The 17,124-nt window shown below is 54.3% G+C and carries 15 protein-coding genes and 1 tRNA gene; 15 read left to right on the top strand and 1 reads right to left on the bottom strand.

Annotated elements, in window-relative coordinates; translation table 11 throughout:
* Positions 1 to 301 precede the first annotated feature (301 nt).
* The 10 genes from prfC (at position 302) to mrdA (ending at position 11,682) form a co-directional block, all read left to right on the top strand.
* Positions 302 to 1,888, top strand: a complete 1,587-nt coding sequence (prfC, locus tag WFK59_RS16790; protein ID WP_233987131.1) for a peptide chain release factor 3 — start codon at positions 302 to 304, stop codon at positions 1,886 to 1,888.
* 259 nt (positions 1,889 to 2,147) lie between these two features.
* Positions 2,148 to 2,762 (top strand): molecular chaperone OsmY, encoded by a 615-nt coding sequence (gene osmY, locus WFK59_RS16785; RefSeq protein WP_233988125.1) that lies wholly within the window; start codon positions 2,148 to 2,150, stop codon positions 2,760 to 2,762.
* 99 nt (positions 2,763 to 2,861) lie between these two features.
* Entirely contained in the window at positions 2,862 to 3,023 is a 162-nt protein-coding gene (locus tag WFK59_RS16780; RefSeq protein WP_003848537.1) for a DUF1328 domain-containing protein, read from the top strand.
* 225 nt (positions 3,024 to 3,248) lie between these two features.
* Positions 3,249 to 4,301, top strand: coding sequence for a patatin-like phospholipase family protein (locus WFK59_RS16775; RefSeq protein ID WP_336756527.1), 1,053 nt, complete (start codon positions 3,249 to 3,251; stop codon positions 4,299 to 4,301).
* Positions 4,298 to 5,110 (top strand): TatD family hydrolase, encoded by an 813-nt coding sequence (locus WFK59_RS16770; RefSeq protein WP_336756524.1) that lies wholly within the window; start codon positions 4,298 to 4,300, stop codon positions 5,108 to 5,110. Before WFK59_RS16775 ends, WFK59_RS16770 begins: the two co-directional genes overlap by 4 nt.
* 233 nt (positions 5,111 to 5,343) lie before the next feature.
* Positions 5,344 to 6,123 carry a deoxyribose-phosphate aldolase gene (gene deoC, locus WFK59_RS16765; protein ID WP_233987134.1) on the top strand — a complete coding sequence of 260 codons (780 nt, stop codon included), beginning with the start codon at positions 5,344 to 5,346 and terminating at the stop codon, positions 6,121 to 6,123.
* Between the two features lie 62 nt (positions 6,124 to 6,185).
* Positions 6,186 to 7,514 (top strand): thymidine phosphorylase, encoded by a 1,329-nt coding sequence (gene deoA / locus WFK59_RS16760; protein ID WP_233987135.1) that lies wholly within the window; start codon positions 6,186 to 6,188, stop codon positions 7,512 to 7,514.
* 95 nt (positions 7,515 to 7,609) lie between these two features.
* The gene (deoB, locus tag WFK59_RS16755; protein WP_336756522.1) at positions 7,610 to 8,833 is read left to right on the top strand and encodes a phosphopentomutase; all 1,224 of its coding nucleotides are present in this window, start codon (positions 7,610 to 7,612) and stop codon (positions 8,831 to 8,833) included.
* 29 nt (positions 8,834 to 8,862) lie between these two features.
* Entirely contained in the window at positions 8,863 to 9,576 is a 714-nt protein-coding gene (gene deoD / locus WFK59_RS16750) for a purine-nucleoside phosphorylase (protein ID WP_336756519.1), read from the top strand.
* A 222-nt stretch (positions 9,577 to 9,798) separates the two neighbouring features.
* On the top strand, positions 9,799 to 11,682 hold the full coding sequence (mrdA, locus tag WFK59_RS16745; protein ID WP_336756517.1) for a penicillin-binding protein 2: 1,884 nt from the start codon (positions 9,799 to 9,801) through the stop codon (positions 11,680 to 11,682).
* Between the two features lie 39 nt (positions 11,683 to 11,721).
* Here the strand turns inward: mrdA and WFK59_RS16740 are convergent, their stop codons facing one another.
* Positions 11,722 to 13,041 (bottom strand): methyl-accepting chemotaxis protein, encoded by a 1,320-nt coding sequence (locus WFK59_RS16740; protein WP_336756516.1) that lies wholly within the window; start codon positions 13,039 to 13,041, stop codon positions 11,722 to 11,724.
* A gap of 223 nt (positions 13,042 to 13,264) precedes the next feature.
* On the opposite strand from WFK59_RS16740, the gene WFK59_RS16735 reads away from it, so the two are divergent.
* The 5 genes from WFK59_RS16735 (at position 13,265) to WFK59_RS16715 (ending at position 17,006) form a co-directional block, all read left to right on the top strand.
* A tRNA-Phe gene (locus WFK59_RS16735) sits at positions 13,265 to 13,340 on the top strand.
* Positions 13,341 to 13,609: 269 nt separating this feature from the next.
* The gene (locus tag WFK59_RS16730; protein ID WP_233987139.1) at positions 13,610 to 14,575 is read left to right on the top strand and encodes a sensor domain-containing diguanylate cyclase; all 966 of its coding nucleotides are present in this window, start codon (positions 13,610 to 13,612) and stop codon (positions 14,573 to 14,575) included.
* A gap of 760 nt (positions 14,576 to 15,335) precedes the next feature.
* Complete coding sequence (locus tag WFK59_RS16725; RefSeq protein WP_031377082.1) at positions 15,336 to 15,500, top strand: general stress protein; 165 nt, start codon at positions 15,336 to 15,338, stop codon at positions 15,498 to 15,500.
* A gap of 506 nt (positions 15,501 to 16,006) precedes the next feature.
* Positions 16,007 to 16,489: a YciE/YciF ferroxidase family protein gene (locus WFK59_RS16720; protein WP_233987140.1), complete on the top strand. Its 483-nt coding sequence runs from the start codon at positions 16,007 to 16,009 to the stop codon at positions 16,487 to 16,489.
* A gap of 10 nt (positions 16,490 to 16,499) precedes the next feature.
* The gene (locus tag WFK59_RS16715) at positions 16,500 to 17,006 is read left to right on the top strand and encodes a ferritin-like domain-containing protein (RefSeq protein ID WP_233987141.1); all 507 of its coding nucleotides are present in this window, start codon (positions 16,500 to 16,502) and stop codon (positions 17,004 to 17,006) included.
* Positions 17,007 to 17,124: the final 118 nt, after the last annotated feature.

The following is a 17,124-nucleotide window of genomic DNA, read 5'->3' as shown; positions in this document are numbered from 1 at the left end:
CCTGAAATTGAAAACCTTTATCCTGCACATCGTGTGCCGGGTTGTCATCTGTTTTGACCATCGACCCCAGGCAGACAACTTTTTCCGCCGCCGCTGTTCGCCGCTGCGCGCAAAATATTGTATGCTATGCCGCCTTAAAGCTGACCAGGTAACCGGATTTTACGCCAATGTAACTTCGCGCTGACCCGCCGACGACATGATGTCGCCTTTGGCACCGTTTACCCGCCGGTAAGGTTCTGCCGGCCACCGTGATTTATCAGCAGCGCCAGACCGAGCGCGCTGCTCCATTGAGAAGAATCCCATGTCTAATCCCTTTTTAGAAGAGGTGGCACGCCGCCGCACCTTCGCGATAATTTCGCACCCGGATGCCGGTAAAACCACCATTACCGAAAAAGTCCTGCTGTTCGGACAGGCTATCCAGACCGCCGGTACGGTAAAAGGCCGCGGCTCTAACCAGCACGCTAAGTCGGACTGGATGGAAATGGAGAAACAGCGTGGTATCTCCATTACCACCTCGGTGATGCAGTTCCCCTATCGCGATAGCCTGGTGAACCTGCTGGATACACCGGGTCACGAAGATTTCTCGGAAGATACCTACCGTACGCTGACCGCGGTTGACTGCTGTCTGATGGTGATCGATGCCGCGAAAGGCGTTGAGGATCGTACCCGCAAGCTGATGGAAGTCACCCGTCTGCGCGATACGCCGATCCTGACCTTTATGAACAAACTTGACCGTGACATCCGCGATCCGATGGAAGTGCTGGATGAGGTGGAAAGCGAGCTGAAAATTGCCTGTGCGCCCATCACCTGGCCTATCGGCTGCGGCAAGCTGTTCAAAGGGGTGTATCACCTCTACAAAGATGAAACCTATCTCTACCAGACCGGTAAAGGCCACACCATTCAGGATGTCCGCATCGTGAAGGGGCTGAACAACCCGGACCTCGACATCGCGGTCGGGGAAGATCTGGCGGCACAGCTGCGTGAAGAGCTGGAGCTGGTGCAGGGCGCATCGCACGAATTTGAGCAGGAAGCGTTCCTTAACGGCAAACTGTCGCCGGTCTTCTTCGGCACCGCGCTGGGTAACTTCGGCGTGGATCATATGCTGGATGGCCTGGTCGCCTGGGCACCGCGTCCGATGCCGCGCAAAACCGATACCCGCACCGTTGAAGCCAGCGAAGAGAAATTTACCGGCTTCGTATTTAAAATTCAGGCCAACATGGACCCGAAACACCGTGACCGCGTGGCCTTTATGCGCGTGGTGTCAGGGAAATATGAGAAAGGGATGAAGCTGCGCCAGGTGCGCACCGGCAAAGATGTGGTGATCTCTGACGCGCTGACCTTTATGGCGGGCGACCGTTCCCACGTTGAAGAAGCCTATCCCGGCGACATCATCGGCCTGCATAACCACGGCACTATTCAGATCGGCGATACCTTCACTCAGGGTGAGAACATGAAGTTCACCGGTATTCCGAACTTCGCGCCGGAGCTGTTCCGTCGTATCCGCCTGCGCGATCCGCTGAAGCAGAAACAGCTGCTGAAAGGGCTGGTTCAGCTGTCGGAAGAGGGTGCGGTACAGGTGTTCCGTCCGGTTCACAACAACGACCTGATCGTCGGTGCCGTCGGGGTGCTGCAGTTCGATGTGGTGGTGGCGCGTCTGAAGAGCGAATATAACGTCGAGGCGATCTACGAAGCGATCAACGTCTCAACGGCGCGTTGGGTCGAATGTGACGATGCGAAAAAGTTCGAAGACTTCCAGCGTAAAAACGAAGTTAACCTCGCGCTGGATGGCGGTGATAATTTGACTTATATCGCCCCAACCATGGTGAATCTGAATATTACGCAGGAACGTTATCCTGACGTCAGGTTCCGCAAAACCCGCGAGCACTGATTCTGCGCTATCCGGGCCATTCCAGCTGGGAATGGCCCTGTTTTCCTCCTTCCAGACTCCTCCTAAAAACCCCGTTTTTCTTCTGTTTTGACGTGTGATCAACCAGTTAGCCAGGCAAAGCGCGAAATGCCGTCTATGATTACTCTATCGGACGGCGGAAGAGACTTCTCTTGTCCTTACGTCCTGTAACCCAGCAGCGCGGTTTGCTGCTGTTGCGCCCACAGTTTTGGGCGAGTTAACTGATAGAAGGAATATATCGATGAACAAGACTAAGATTGCTAAAACCCTGATGGCCGCCATGATTGGCTCAGCACTGATCAGCGGCAGCGCACTGGCTGACGAATCAATGTCGCAGAAAGCGTCACAGACAGCCGACAGCGCGGGTTCAAAAATCGATAGTTCTATGAAAAAAGTCGATGGTTTTATGGATGACAGCGGCATCACCGCCAAGGCAAAAGCCGCACTGGTTGATGATGACGCGATTAAAAGTACGGATATTTCGGTGAAAACGCATCAGGGCGTGGTGACATTAAGCGGTTTCGTCACCTCACAGGATCAGGCTGAAAAAGCCGTGGCTGTGGTGCAGAAAATCGAAGGTGTTAAATCCGTCAGTGACAAGCTACACGTTAAAGACAGCAAATCTCAGTCAATGAAAGGTTATGCGGGCGATGCCGCTACGACCAGCGAAATTAAAGCTAAGCTATTAGCGGATGACATTGTTCCGTCGCGCAACGTAAAAGTTGAAACCACCGACGGCGTTGTTCAGCTTTCAGGGCACGTTGCAAATCAGGCGCAGTCAGACCGCGCTGAGAGCATTGCGAAAGCCATTGAAGGCGTGAAAAGCGTTAAGAATGACCTGACGGTTAAATCTTAATGGTAACCGTGCGGCCGCAACAGCAGGCCGCACGGATAAAAGATACCCATCCGGGGATTAAATAAGCAGTTCGATTTTCAATAGGGTAAGGAGAGGCTTATGTTTCGTTGGGGCATTATTTTTCTGGTGATCGCACTGATTGCTGCAGCGTTAGGTTTTGGCGGTTTAGCGGGTACAGCAGCATGGGCAGCTAAAGTTGTCTTCGTTGTTGGTATTATCCTGTTCCTCATCAGCCTGTTTACCGGCCGTAAAAAGCTTTAGCCGATGAGTCCTGCAGTATAATGCAAAGCATGTAAGCATAAAGCGGAGACCAGTCATCTGTAGCGCATAAGGTGAAAAAGGGATTTTTTCACACCGTTACAAGGGGCAATCAGCACAGCGCGGTTGCCCGGCTAAAGGAGGGTATGACTGGTTCTCCGGAATGCTGCTGGACAGACGTCACAATCCCTCAGCCTGCCCGCGGGAACCCCTTTTGAGGTTCACACAGTGGGTACACGCATTCCCGTTACGCTCGGCGCCATTGAACCTCTTGCGCTGACACCCTTTAAATCGCATAAAATTGCGCTGGTCTGTGAAGGCGGCGGTCAACGCGGTATCTTCACCGCAGGCGTGCTGGATGAGTTTCAGCGTGCCCGATTCAACCCCTTTCAATTAATGCTTGGCACCTCTGCCGGTGCGCAAAATCTTTCTGCCTTTGTCTGTGGTCAGCCTGGCTACGCCCGTCGCGTGATAACCCGTTACACCACCAATAAACTCTTTTTCGATCCGTTGCGTTTCGTGCGCGGCGGTAATCTGATCGATCTCGACTGGCTGGTCGAAACCACGCGCAGCGAATTTCCGCTGGCGATGACCAGCGCCGAAAAAATGTTCTCCAGCGGACGTGAGTTTTATATGTGTGCCTGCCGCAGCGACGACTACGCGCCAGGCTACTTCACGCCAACGGCTGACAACTGGCTGGATTTAATCAAAGCCTCCAGCGCCATTCCCGGCTTCTACCGGCTTGGGGTTAACCTTGAAGGGATCAGCTATCTGGATGGCGGCATCAGCGATGCGATTCCGGTGCGGGAAGCGGCGCGCCGTGGCGCAGATACCATTGTGGTGATTCGTACCGTACCGTCACAGATGTTCTACACGCCAAAATGGTTTAAGCGTATGGAGCGCTGGATGACGGCGGCTGCCTTCCAGCCGATGATTAACGTGCTGCACCAGCATGAGCAGAGCTATCGGGAGATTCAGCAGTTTATTGAAAATCCGCCCGGTGACTTACGCATTATTGAGATCTTTCCTCCGCATGTGCTGGCCAGCAGCGCGCTCGGCAGTCGGATATCGTCGCTGAATCAGGATTACCATCTGGGCCGACGCTGCGGCCGCTATTTCCTTGCCACGCTCGGCCAGTGGCTCAGTGATGCGGAGCCGCAAAGCCCGCCGCGCATCGTGATGCCGTCTGCGCCGGTTGCCAATGCGCCGGATAACCGCGAGATTATGACGCCGCCGCTGGCAGATAATGATGCCGATTACGATAAAGGATCGCTGGCATGAGGTTTATCGATACCCACTGTCATTTTGATTTTCCGCCGTTTGAGGCGGATGCTGAGGCCAGCCTGGCGCGTGCCGCTGCCGCAGGCGTTGAGAAGATTATTATCCCGGCGGTGGAGGCCAGTCGGTTTAACCGGGTCTGCGAGCTGGCTGCCAGCCATGCTCCGCTCTACGCCGCGTTTGGGCTGCATCCGATTGCCATTGAACAGCATCAGGAAGCCCATCTCGATCAGCTGGAGACGTTGCTGCAGCAGCGCCCGCGTAAGCTGGTGGCGATCGGCGAGATCGGGCTGGATCTCTATCGCGACGATCCGCAGTTTGATAAGCAACTGCGCTTTCTTGATGCGCAGCTTAAACTGGCGAAACGCTATGCGCTGCCGGTGATCCTGCACTCGCGGCGTACCCATGACAAGCTGGCCCAGCATTTGCGGCGTCACGATCTGCCGCGTCGCGGCGTAGTACACGGCTTCGCGGGCAGCCTGCAACAGGCGCAGGCGTTTATTAAACTCGGCTATGCGATTGGCGTCGGCGGCACCATTACCTATGAACGGGCGAGCAAAACCCGTCAGACGCTGGCGCAGCTGCCGCTCTCTTCGCTGCTGCTGGAAACCGATGCGCCGGATATGCCGCTGAAAGGCTTTCAGGGCCAGCCAAACCGGCCAGAACGGGCGCGCCAGGTGTGGGAGACGCTCTGCACCCTGCGGGAAGAATCCCCTGAAGAGATCGCCGATGCGCTGTGGCATAACAGCCAGCAGCTGTTTCAGCTCGATCCCGCTTTCCCTGCCGTACGCCTTCAACCCGCTCAGCGCTAGCGGATCGCCTTTGCCCCAGGGTGAGTGTGATAATAGTAACATTTGATCGGGTGGCGTATAATGGGCTTTAAATGGCGTTATATGCGACTCAGATCTGGTTTTTCATGTCAGTATTACATCATTTTCTTATTCTGATGTGACTGCTGGCACATAAAAAAGCCGGTGACGCTGTTATTATTATCACATTCCGCCGGCCAGCCGGTGGATCGCACCTCGATCCTTTGGAGAGCCTCATGACCGATATCAAACACCTTGCCCTGCGCGCCCTGAAACTGATGGATTTAACCACCCTGAATGACGACGACACCGACGCAAAAGTGATCGCCCTGTGTCATCAGGCTAAATCCCCGGCAGGCAACACCGCCGCAATCTGTATCTATCCGCGTTTTATTCCGATTGCCCGTAAAACGCTGCGCGAGCAGGGTACCCCGGAAATCCGCATCGCCACGGTGACTAACTTCCCGCACGGCAATGACGACATTGAGATTGCGCTGGCAGAAACCCGCGCGGCGATCGCCTACGGTGCCGATGAAGTGGATGTGGTGTTCCCGTATCGTGCGCTGATTGCCGGCAACAGCCAGGTCGGTTTTGATCTGGTGAAAGCCTGTAAAACCGCCTGCGCCGAAGCAGATGTGCTGCTGAAAGTGATCATCGAAACCGGCGAACTCAAGCAGGAAGCGCTGATCCGTCAGGCCTCTGAAATCGCGATTGATGCCGGTGCGGACTTCATCAAAACCTCTACCGGTAAAGTGCCGGTTAACGCCACGCCTGAAGTGGCGCAGATCATGATGAACGTGATCCGCGATAAAGGCGTCAGCCAGCAGGTTGGCTTTAAGCCCGCTGGTGGCGTGCGCACCGCTGAAGATGCCGCGATCTACCTGAAAATGGCGGAAGAGACGCTGGGTGCCGACTGGGCCGATGCGCGTCATTTCCGTTTTGGTGCATCAAGCCTGCTGGCGAGCCTGCTGAATACCCTGGGTCATGACAGCGACACCAGCAAAGCGGGTTACTGATCTTTCAGGCGGTCGCTGACCGCCTGTTCCCCATCCTGATTTCCCTGAACCAGGGGGTTACCTTGTTCCTGCCACAAGAAATAATTCGCAAAAAACGTGACGGCCATGCGCTGACTGAAGAGGAGATTCGCTTCTTCATCAATGGTGTGCGTGATAACACCGTTTCGGAAGGTCAGATCGCCGCGCTGGCGATGACCATCTATTTCCACGACATGACGCTGCCTGAGCGCGTGGCGCTGACCATGGCGATGCGTGATTCCGGTACCGTGCTGAACTGGAAATCGCTCAACCTGAATGGGCCGGTGGTGGATAAGCATTCGACCGGCGGCGTCGGCGATGTGACGTCGCTGATGCTCGGGCCGATGGTGGCCGCCTGCGGCGGCTATATTCCGATGATCTCCGGCCGTGGCCTCGGTCATACCGGCGGCACGCTGGACAAGCTGGAGGCGATTCCGGGCTTTGATATCTTCCCCAGCGATGACCGCTTCCGCGAAATCATCAAACAGGTTGGGGTGGCGATTATCGGCCAGACCAACTCCCTGGCCCCGGCGGATAAACGCTTCTACGCCACGCGCGACATTACCGCTACCGTCGATTCCATCCCGCTGATTACCGCCTCGATTCTGGCGAAGAAGCTGGCGGAAGGGCTGGATGCGCTGGTGATGGATGTCAAAGTGGGTTCGGGCGCGTTTATGCCAACCTATGAGGCGTCAGAAAGTCTGGCGCAGTCGATTGTGGGCGTCGCCAATGGCGCAGGTTGCCAGACCACCGCACTGCTGACGGATATGAACCAGGTTCTCGCCTCCTCTGCCGGTAACGCATTGGAAGTGCGGGAAGCGGTGCGCTTCCTGACCGGCGAACAGCGCAATCCACGTCTGCTGGAAGTGACGCTGGCGCTGTGCAGCGAAATGTTGATTTCCGGCAAACTGGCCGCAGATGAGAAAGAAGCGCGCCAGCAGCTGATGCAGGTGCTGGATAACGGCAAAGCGGCGGAAATTTTTGCCCGCATGGTCGCGGCCCAGAACGGGCCAGCCGATTTCGTAGAGCGCTACGACACCTATCTGCCCGCGCCGATGCTCAGCAAAGCGGTCTATGCCGATCGACCGGGCATCGTCAGCAGCATGGATACCCGGGCGCTGGGGCTGGCGGTGGTCGCGATGGGCGGTGGACGCCAGCGCGCCAGCGACAGCATTGATTACAGCGTCGGTTTAAGCGAGATGATTACCCTGGGTGAGCGTGCTGATGCTCAGCGCCCGCTGGCGATTATCCATGCCAGCAACGAAGCGCAGTGGCAACAGGCCGCCGCAGCGGTCAAAGCCGCGCTGGTGCTGAGTGATACCGCGCCCGCCGCCACGCCAGTGGTCTATCGTCGTGTGAGCGATGTCAGTTAACCGGCCAGTAATCGGTGCCAGCGGCAACGCATTCGGGTATACTGATCTGATCGCTTTTTTTTGACTTGTCACGCGCCATTGCGCAGGAGACTTGCATGAAACGTGCTTTTATTATGGTTCTCGACTCCTTCGGGATCGGCTCCAGTAAAGATGCCGATAAATTCGGTGATGAAGGTTCAGATACGCTCGGCCACATTGCTGAAGCCTGTTTCAACGGTGAAGCAGATAAAGGCCGTAAAGGGCCACTGCATCTGCCTAACCTGACCGCACTGGGTCTGGCTAAAGCCGCAGAACTCTCTACCGGTCGCTTCCCGGCGGGCCTCGATCCGAACGCGAAGATCACCGGCGCTTACGCTTACGCCAGCGAAATTTCGTCAGGTAAAGATACGCCGTCAGGCCACTGGGAAATCGCCGGTGTACCGGTGCTGTTCGACTGGGGTTACTTCAGCGATCAGGAGAACAGCTTCCCGCAGGAACTGCTCGATAAGCTGGTAGAGCGCGCGGCGCTGCCGGGCTATCTCGGTAACTGCCACTCTTCCGGTACGGTGATTCTGGATCAGCTGGGTGAAGAGCATATGAAAACCGGCAAGCCGATTTTCTACACCTCTGCGGACTCCGTATTCCAGATCGCCTGTCACGAAGAGACCTTTGGCCTGGATCGCCTCTATGCGCTGTGCGAAATTGCCCGCGAAGAGCTGACGGAAGGTGGCTATAACATCGGTCGTGTGATTGCGCGTCCGTTTGTCGGCGATAAAGCGGGTCACTTCGAACGCACCGGCAACCGTCACGATCTGGCAGTTGAGCCACCGTCTGCCACCATGCTGAAAAAGCTGGTGGATGAGAAGGGCGGTCATGTGATTTCGGTGGGTAAAATCGCCGATATCTATGCGGAACAGGGCATCACCAAAAAGGTCAAAGCGACCGGACTGGATGCGCTGTTTGACGCTACGATTCAGGAGATGAAAATCGCGCCGGATCAGTCGATTGTCTTTACCAACTTTGTCGACTTCGACTCGACCTGGGGACATCGCCGTGATGTCGCCGGTTACGCGGGCGGACTGGAGCTGTTTGACCGTCGTCTGCCGGAGCTGATGGAGCTGGTGGGTGAGGATGACATTCTGATCCTGACCGCCGACCACGGCTGTGATCCGACCTGGAAAGGCACCGAACATACTCGTGAGCACATTCCGATTCTGATTTACGGACCGAAAGTTGAACCGGGTTCACTCGGTTATCGCGAAACCTTCGCCGATATCGGTCAGACAATTGCACACTATTTTGGCCTGTCCGACATGGACTATGGCAAGAACATGCTGTAACCCAGCGATTTAACAAGGATAAAGTAACAATGGCAACTCCGCATATTAATGCCGAAATGGGTGACTTCGCTGACGTGGTCCTGATGCCGGGCGACCCGCTGCGTGCGAAACACATTGCTGAAACCTTCCTGGAAAATCCGGTGGAAGTGAACAATGTGCGCGGCATGCTGGGCTATACCGGCACCTACAAAGGCCGCAAAGTGTCAGTGATGGGCCACGGTATGGGCATCCCGTCCTGCTCGATCTACACCAAAGAGCTGATCACCGACTTCGGCGTGAAGAAGATCATTCGTGTGGGTTCCTGTGGTGCGGTGCGTGCAGACGTTAAACTGCGCGATATCGTAATTGGTATGGGTGCCTGCACCGATTCCAAAGTCAACCGTATGCGTTTCAAAGATCACGATTTCGCAGCGATTGCCGATTTCGAGATGGTGCGTAACGCGGTCGATGCGGCTAAAAATCTGGGTGTGGAAGCGCGCGTGGGTAACATCTTCTCCGCCGATCTGTTCTATACCCCGGACCCGCAAATGTTCGACGTGATGGAAAAATATGGCATCCTCGGCGTTGAGATGGAAGCGGCGGGCATCTACGGTGTGGCGGCAGAGTTTGGTGCTAAAGCGCTGACCATCTGTACCGTATCGGACCATATCCGTACCCACGAGCAGACCACGGCGGCTGAACGTCAGACCACCTTCAACGACATGATCAAAATTGCGCTGGAGTCAGTGCTGCTGGGGGATTAATTCTCGCGCCGGTGCGGTTTAATGCCGGCTGCCTGATGATCTCTGCGGGTCCTCTTTTCACCGGGAGGACCCGATCTTTCTTCCTTTCCCATCCTGTAACATTCACATCAAATGACACACTTTTCGCCAGGCTTGTGCATCTTCGCGCTGGTACGCCTGCGTTCGCGCTTTATCATGGGGCGGAACAACAAATAATAAATAACCGCCTGATAATGCTGCCTGATGAATTTTCGTAATTTCGACGCTGAAGAGAAACTGTTTGCCCGTCGCGCGACGGTCTCTTTTGCTCTGGTCTGTCTCTGCTTCACCATTCTTGCTGTGAACCTGTATCGCCTGCAGGTGCGCGACCACAGCTACTATCAGACCCGATCCAACCAGAACGACATCAAAATGATCCCCATCGCCCCGACGCGCGGGCTGATTTATGACCGTAATGGTATTCCTCTGGTGCGCAACGTCAGCTGGTACGCCATTACGCTGACGCCCTATAAAATCGCGGATATGCAGGCCACGCTGCAGGCGCTGACGCCGATCCTCAACCTGACGCCCGACGAGATTGAAACCTTCCGGCACGCGTTAAAACAGACCAGCCGCTACAAGCCGGTGGTGCTGAAAGAGGAGCTGAGCGAGGAGCAGGTAGCGCGCTTCGCGGTTAACCAGTTTCGGTTTACCGGTGCCAGCATTGAAATTTACCAGGATCGGCAATATCCCTACGGCGCCGATCTGGCGCACGTGCTCGGTTATGTGTCGAAAATCAACGATAACGACTACAAACGGCTGAACGCGGCGGGCATCGCCGAGAACTATGCCGCTGACCACAATATCGGTAAACAGGGCATTGAAGGCTATTACGAGACGATGCTGCACGGCAAGCCGGGCTATCAGGAAGTGGAGGTGGATAACCACGGCCGTATCGTGCGGGTGCTGAAAGAGGTGCCGCCGGTCGCGGGCAAAAACCTTACCCTGACGCTGGATCTGCATCTGCAACAGTACGCCGAAAGTCTGCTGGCAGGCCAGCGTGCGGCGCTGCTGATTGAGGACCCGCGCGACGGCTCGGTGCTGGCGATGGTCTCCAGTCCCAGCTACGATCCCAATCCGTTTGTGAAAGGCATCAGCTATCAGGCTTACAAATCCCTGCTGCAGGATAAGGATCTGCCGCTGATCAACCGCGTGACCCAGGGCCTCTATCCTCCGGCCTCGACGGTGAAGCCCTATATGGCGATGTCAGCGCTGCTGACCCATGTGATTACGCCGCAGTCGCAGTTCTTTGGCGCGCCCACCTGGACGCTGCCTGGCACCGATCGCCGCTACCGCGACTGGAAAAAAACCGGTCACGGTATGCTGGATGTCACCCGGGCGATTGAGGAGTCAGCCGACACCTTCTTCTATCAGGTGGCCTTTATGATGGGCATCGACCGTATCCACACCATGCTGAGCCAGTTTGGTTACGGCAAATCGACCGGCATCGATCTGAATGAGGAGTACAACGGCTTACTGCCGAGCCGCGAGTGGAAGCAAAAGGTACATAAAAAAACCTGGTATCAGGGCGATACCATTTCCGTCGGCATTGGTCAGGGCTACTGGATTGCGACGCCGATTCAGATGGAAAAAGCGATGGTGGCGCTGATTAATAATGGCCGGGTGATTGCGCCGCATCTGCTGGAGAAAGCCCAGCGCGGTACGCTGATTGAGCGCTATCAACCGAAACAGCCAGCCGCGCAGATTGGCGATCCGCACTCTCCTTACTGGTCGCTGGTGCGCCACGCCATGTTTGGCATGGCGAATGCGCCTAACGGCACCGGCTACAAATATTTTCATACCGCGCCTTATGGCATCGCAGCGAAAAGTGGTACGTCGCAGGTGTTTGGTTTGCGACAGAATCAGACCTATAACGCCAAAATGATCCCGGTCCGGCTGCGCGACCATATTTTCTATACCGCGTTTGCGCCGTTCGATGCACCTAAAGTGGCGGTGACGCTGATTCTGGAGAATGGCGGTGGGGAAGGGGTTACGGCGGCACCGGTGATGCGTGCCATTCTGGATCACATCTTTATTCCGCCCGCAGCGGAAGCGTCAGATGCGCCGGTGGCGGCAGAAAAGAAATAGCCGTGCAGGGGAAAAAAGGGGCCGCGGCCCCTATGGATTTCAGGCTTTTAGCGTCTCCGTTACGTGGCTGATCGCCCGCACCACATCCGTTGCGCCTTCACGAATTTTAGCAATCACGCCGCCCGCTTCCTGCGCCAGTTGCACCCCGTGGTCGGCACGCTTCAGGTTCGATTCAATCCCCTTCAGCGCCTTATTCGCCAGCAGATGATTTTGCTGCACCCGGTTCTCAATTTCGGCCGTGGCACGGTTGATGTTAGCCGCCAGCGTTCTGACCTCGTTGGCGACCACCGCAAAGCTGCGGCCGTGAGTGCCGGCGCGCGCCGCTTCAATGGCCGCATTCAGCGCCAGCAGGTTGGTCTGATCGGCAATACGGCGAATGCTGTCCACCATAAAGCCAATACGCTCAGACGATTCACTCAGACCCGAAATATCACCCGAAATCCCCTGCAGTTCGCCTGCCAGCGCATTCATGGTCTGCACGCTGTTGGCGATCACATCTGCTCCGATGCGGGTGCTTTCATTGGTTTGCAGGGCGGTGTGATAGGCCCGCTGAGCCGCTTCGCGCTCCTGCTGGTTCTTCGCGACCTGGGCCGTCACGTCGGTGGCAAACTTCACCACTTTATATAATTTGCCCTGCTCGTCGAACACCGGATTGTAGGTGGCACGTAACCAGACGGTGCGGCCTTGCTTATTCACCCGTGGAAACTGACCTGAGATAAATTCGCCGCGATTCAGCTGCTGCCAGAGTTCGCTGTATTCGCGGCTGTTGCGGATCTCTTCTGAGCAGAACTGGCTGTGGTGCACGCCCTGAATCTCCTCACCACGGTATCCCATTGTCTTCAGGAAGTTATCGTTGGCTTTGAGCACTTCGCCTTTCAGGTTGAAGGCGATCACCGCCATCGAGCGCTCAATGGCGTTCGTCATGGCGCGCTGCTCCTGAGCGTCGTTGATATGGCCGGTGATGTCAGTCGCCAGCTTCACGATTTTGAATACCCGTCCATGACGATCCTGCACCGGCACATAGTTGGCTTCGAGCCACACCGGTCGGCTATTTTTTGCCACACGCAGAAACTTATCGCTGAAACTTTCGCCGCGGTTCAGCCGTAGCCAGAAGTCGCGGTAGTCATTTGACTGCAGCTGATCCGGCGTACAGAACAGGCTGTGATGCTGACCCTCAATCTCTGCCAGCGTATAGCCCATACGGTCGAGGAATAGCGCATTGGCGCTGAGAATGGTGCCATCGGGAGTGAACTCAATCATGGCGATCGAGTCATTAAGGGAGGTGAGGGTTGCTGCGGAGTGTGTACGCTTCTGCCTGCTGAGGCGCGAAGCAATGCCTGATGTAATGGTGTAAAACATGGTGATCCTTATTATTAGTGTTGGTCTCGTCACACTTATCGGCGTAACCACGCCACAATTCAGCCTCCGCAGCCGGCCTGAACGAAATTTAATCACCGATAGCACGATTTTTACCGGCAGTGGAGCGACAGGCCAGGGGGTTGATGGAAAAGCCGTCAGTCGATTTCTTTTTGATGAAAAGCGTTTGACGCTGTCGGGCCGCTTTGGTTTAATGCGCCCCGTTGCCCGAATAGCTCAGTCGGTAGAGCAGGGGATTGAAAATCCCCGTGTCCCTGGTTCGATTCCGGGTTCGGGCACCATATTTAAAGAACCCGCCTTTGGCGGGTTTTTGCTTTTGTGCCGCAGAAAATCCCTTCGCACACCCTTTTTCACGCCGCTCTTGACTGAACAGATTTCACGGCGAAACTAATTTCCCGGCTCACCTCTATGCTGTATTGCCAGGGCCGGGCCGCCTGATATCCTGTCCAGCCTGCAATTCACCGCGACTAATCGCGTTTTAAAAGCCTCCCTTTACAGAATTGTGCGTACAGGCACAATAAGCTCCTTTAAACCCTGTCTTATGGCTGCTATGTCAGAAGAAGCGCTGCGACTACAGATACAAAACCTGAAAAAGCATAATGCGCGTCTGAAGCGTATAGCCCATGACGCCCGTAACAAGCTCAACGCAGCGCTGGACGGTACCGGCCTGTTCCTGTGGCAACTCGATATCCCCAGCGGCAAGCTGGTGATTTTCAACCGACGCTGGGGCGCAATGCTGGGCTTTCAACCCAAAGAGACCGACGCCAACTTCGAGTCCTGGAAAGAGAGCCTCCATCCTGAAGACGCTGATGAAGTGCTGACGGCCTTTTACGATCACATCGCCGGAAAAGCGCCTTACTACGAAGCGCTGCACCGCATGATCGCTAAAGATGGCAGCATAACCTGGGTACTGGATCGGGGCCGGGTCAGCGAATGGGATGAACAGGGGCGTCCGTTAAAGGTAACCGGCACCCACATCGACATGACCAAAGAGAAGCAGTATGAGGAGCAGCTCGCTCTGCTGGCGCTGCACGATCCGCTGACCATGCTGACCAATCGCCATGCGTTGCAGAATCATTTTCGCGAATTAAAAGCTCAGGGGCCCTTATGTGTTGCGTTTATCGATTTGGATAATTTCAAACATGTTAACGACACGCTGGGCCATCGTAGCGGCGATGACGTCCTGATCCAGCTCAGCCAGCGCTTTGTTGATCTCTGTCCGGCCGAGGTGATTATTGGTCGCCCTGGCGGTGATGAATTTGTCCTGCTGCTGCCATTTTCGTTACAACATCCACAGCTGGAAAAACTGGTTCACGGCTGCCTGGATGCGGTGCTGACGCCGTTTGATATGGCAAATGGCCATGCAATGGTGGGGGCATCGATTGGTGTGGCCCAGGTGCAGAGAAAAGATGACTTTGATTCCGCCCTGGCACGCGCGGATGAAGCGATGTATCGCATCAAAAAAAGGGGTAAGCGCGGTGTGGCTTTTGCTCCGTTTCACGCTGATCCCCATTGAGTCTTAATCTTTTCGTGTAATCCTGCCCGGCCCTTTCTGGATTCTCCCGCAGCGGATCTGCACAGGCAGGCCTGACGTCAGGGCGACCCGAATCCGCCACCTCTTTCCCTTTTTTCACCATCAATAAGTGCGCGTTCCCGCAAAAAAATGTTTTTAGTACAAATCTTAAAAAAAACGGTCCGCCGTTACGCATAATTTTTTCCACGCTTCGCTTATTTCAAACAGCCTGAATGCGGCTTTCTGGCCATTTTATTTTAATATTTGGTGAATAAAATGGGATATTTGATCATTTATTGATCGATCCGCTCAGCTTTTAACTGGTTTTGAAAGAGAGTTACGCTTCGCTTATTTTTTACCTGATTATATTTTTCTTAAATCAAACTTTACGCTTCGCTTAGGTAAATTGATCGTTTGTTGATCATCTTCACTAACTGTTTCATATGATGACGTTATCGTGCCGCTTCGCTTATATTGTTTTCAATTGGACTTTTTATGAAAATGATCGATTAATAGGAGTTCGACATTGTTTGAGGAAGGCCGTGGATTATCACTCTTGCCTTTTTCTGCGGTGGCGAAGATTAGTTGCGGCGCTTTATCAGCCAGTAATGCTAATCGCCATAAATTAACCAAAATTATGATGGGTTTTCTATTTCCCCACCTTGATAGACGAATTTTTATGGCTACATTTATATTTGCTGAATCGGACTGATGAAGCATCAACTGTGCTATTTCTATTATTAAATCCAATGAGGAACACAGAATGACTCAATATCGTGGTGGAGCGGGAAATTTTGCTGCGGACAGAGAGCGCGCGGCGGAAGCGGGACGTAAGGGCGGCCAGAAAAGCGGCGGCAACTTTAAAAACGATCCCGAGCGCGCCATTGAGGCTGGACGGAAAGGGGGTAAGGTAAGCCGCCGGAGCTGAACGTCTTTAACGCTGCTGTAACAGCAGGTACCATCAGTTCGCTGGGCAATGTTAAATCTATTTAATTCTCCTGCAAGATAATTACTGCCAGCATTATGCCAGTGCTTTATCAATAGCGGTGGCAGATTAACCGATTAAACCGGAAAGGTAACCCCTTTCCGGTTTTTTTATTTACAGTGCTTTTAACTTGTACGGTTTAATAAGTTTTTGTACAGATTGACCAGCTGCTTAGTTTATGTTGGCTGATTACAGAAGATAAAATGTATACAAATTTAATTTCAGTTGTACAACTTTATCTGTTTAGCGAAGCCGTAATAACAAAAAACCTTAGAGACCTAACTTGTTGCTGTAAAAAGAAAAATGCATTTTACATGCCACTTACGGCTTAAATTCATACCGATGCGGCGTGCGATATAAAAAATCTCCGCTAGAATTTTTAAGTGTCACCGATATGACTGGCGTTGCGTTATTTCTTACCGCAACTTTTCAATCAATGAGGCTATCTTATGACAGTGAAAACGCTAAACGATCTCTTCATCCATGATTTGTCTGATGTGTACAGCGCTGAGAAACAGATAACCCGTGCCTTGCCGAAAATGGCGCGCGCTGCCAGCGATGAAAAACTTGTCGCTGCGTTTAATCAGCATCTTGAAGAGACGCGCGGCCAAATCGAGCGGCTGGATGAATTAGTGGAAGCCACGCCAGAGGTTAAAATCAAACGAATGAAATGCCATGCGCTTGAAGGACTGGTTGAAGAAGCGCAGGAGATCATTGATTCGGTTGAAAAGGGCGAAGTTCGTGATCAGGGGTTAATTGGTGCAGCACAAAAAGTTGAGCACTATGAAATTGCCACTTACGGCACCCTGCACGCGCTGGCCCTCAAACTGGGCTACACCCAGGCCGCAAAACTGCTGGAGCAGACCCTGAACGAAGAGAAGCAGACGGATGAGAAGCTCACTTCGGTAGCGGAATCCATTACTGTATCTTAAGGAGTAGCAAATGACGGCAATCGAAAATTACCATGACTGGCTGCGCGATGCGCATGCAATGGAAAAGCAGGCTGAGAGCATGCTAAGCAAAATGTCTGGCCGCCTGGAGCACTATCCGGCGCTGGAACAGCGTCTGGCACAGCATCTGGATGAGACCAAACATCAGCTTACCCTGCTGGAGCAGCTGCTGGACACGCACGGCATTGACCACTCAGTGATGAAGGATGTTATGGGTAAAATGGCGGCGACCGGCCAGGCGGTGGGCGGTATGTTCAACTCGGACGAAGTAGTGAAAGGCGCGATCAGCGGCTACGTCTTTGAAAATGCCGAGATCGCCAGCTACACCAGTCTGATTGCGGCGGCTGAGCAGGTCGGTGATGCTGAGGGCGTGCGGGTGCTGACCGAAATCCGCGATCAGGAAGTAGCGATGGCGGAGTGGCTGCTGCAGCATCTGCCGGAAGTAACACAGCAGTTCCTGCAACGGGCAGCACAGCCTGGCGTTGAAGCGAAGAAATAGTTAAATCGTTACGCAGAATTCAGAGTCAACGCGAAAAAAAGCCGGGCATCGTCTGATGACCGGCTTTTTAGTGTCTGGCTGTCAGGTAAAACGGTTAAAGTCCGTTACCCCTGAACCG

The sequence above is a fragment of the Pantoea sp. USHLN298 genome (genome assembly GCF_037149395.1).
In the GTDB taxonomy this organism is placed as follows: domain Bacteria; phylum Pseudomonadota; class Gammaproteobacteria; order Enterobacterales; family Enterobacteriaceae; genus Pantoea; species Pantoea astica.
Note: the sequence above shows the minus strand (reverse complement) of the source record. Positions and strands in the feature narration are given on the sequence as shown.

Bases quoted from the DNA above. Each gene is read 5' to 3' on its own strand.
- mrdA (WP_336756517.1), top strand. From the start codon at position 9,799: ATGAATTTTCGTAATTTCGACGCTGAAGAGAAACTGTTTGCCCGTCGC.
- deoB (WP_336756522.1), top strand. From the start codon at position 7,610: ATGAAACGTGCTTTTATTATGGTTCTCGACTCCTTCGGGATCGGCTCC.
- deoC (WP_233987134.1), top strand. From the start codon at position 5,344: ATGACCGATATCAAACACCTTGCCCTGCGCGCCCTGAAACTGATGGAT.
- WFK59_RS16715 (WP_233987141.1), top strand. From the start codon at position 16,500: ATGACGGCAATCGAAAATTACCATGACTGGCTGCGCGATGCGCATGCA.
- WFK59_RS16720 (WP_233987140.1), top strand. From the start codon at position 16,007: ATGACAGTGAAAACGCTAAACGATCTCTTCATCCATGATTTGTCTGAT.
- osmY (WP_233988125.1), top strand. From the start codon at position 2,148: ATGAACAAGACTAAGATTGCTAAAACCCTGATGGCCGCCATGATTGGC.
- deoD (WP_336756519.1), top strand. From the start codon at position 8,863: ATGGCAACTCCGCATATTAATGCCGAAATGGGTGACTTCGCTGACGTG.
- WFK59_RS16770 (WP_336756524.1), top strand. From the start codon at position 4,298: ATGAGGTTTATCGATACCCACTGTCATTTTGATTTTCCGCCGTTTGAG.
- WFK59_RS16780 (WP_003848537.1), top strand. From the start codon at position 2,862: ATGTTTCGTTGGGGCATTATTTTTCTGGTGATCGCACTGATTGCTGCA.
- WFK59_RS16740 (WP_336756516.1), bottom strand. From the start codon at position 13,041: ATGTTTTACACCATTACATCAGGCATTGCTTCGCGCCTCAGCAGGCAG.
- prfC (WP_233987131.1), top strand. From the start codon at position 302: ATGTCTAATCCCTTTTTAGAAGAGGTGGCACGCCGCCGCACCTTCGCG.
- WFK59_RS16730 (WP_233987139.1), top strand. From the start codon at position 13,610: ATGTCAGAAGAAGCGCTGCGACTACAGATACAAAACCTGAAAAAGCAT.
- WFK59_RS16725 (WP_031377082.1), top strand. From the start codon at position 15,336: ATGACTCAATATCGTGGTGGAGCGGGAAATTTTGCTGCGGACAGAGAG.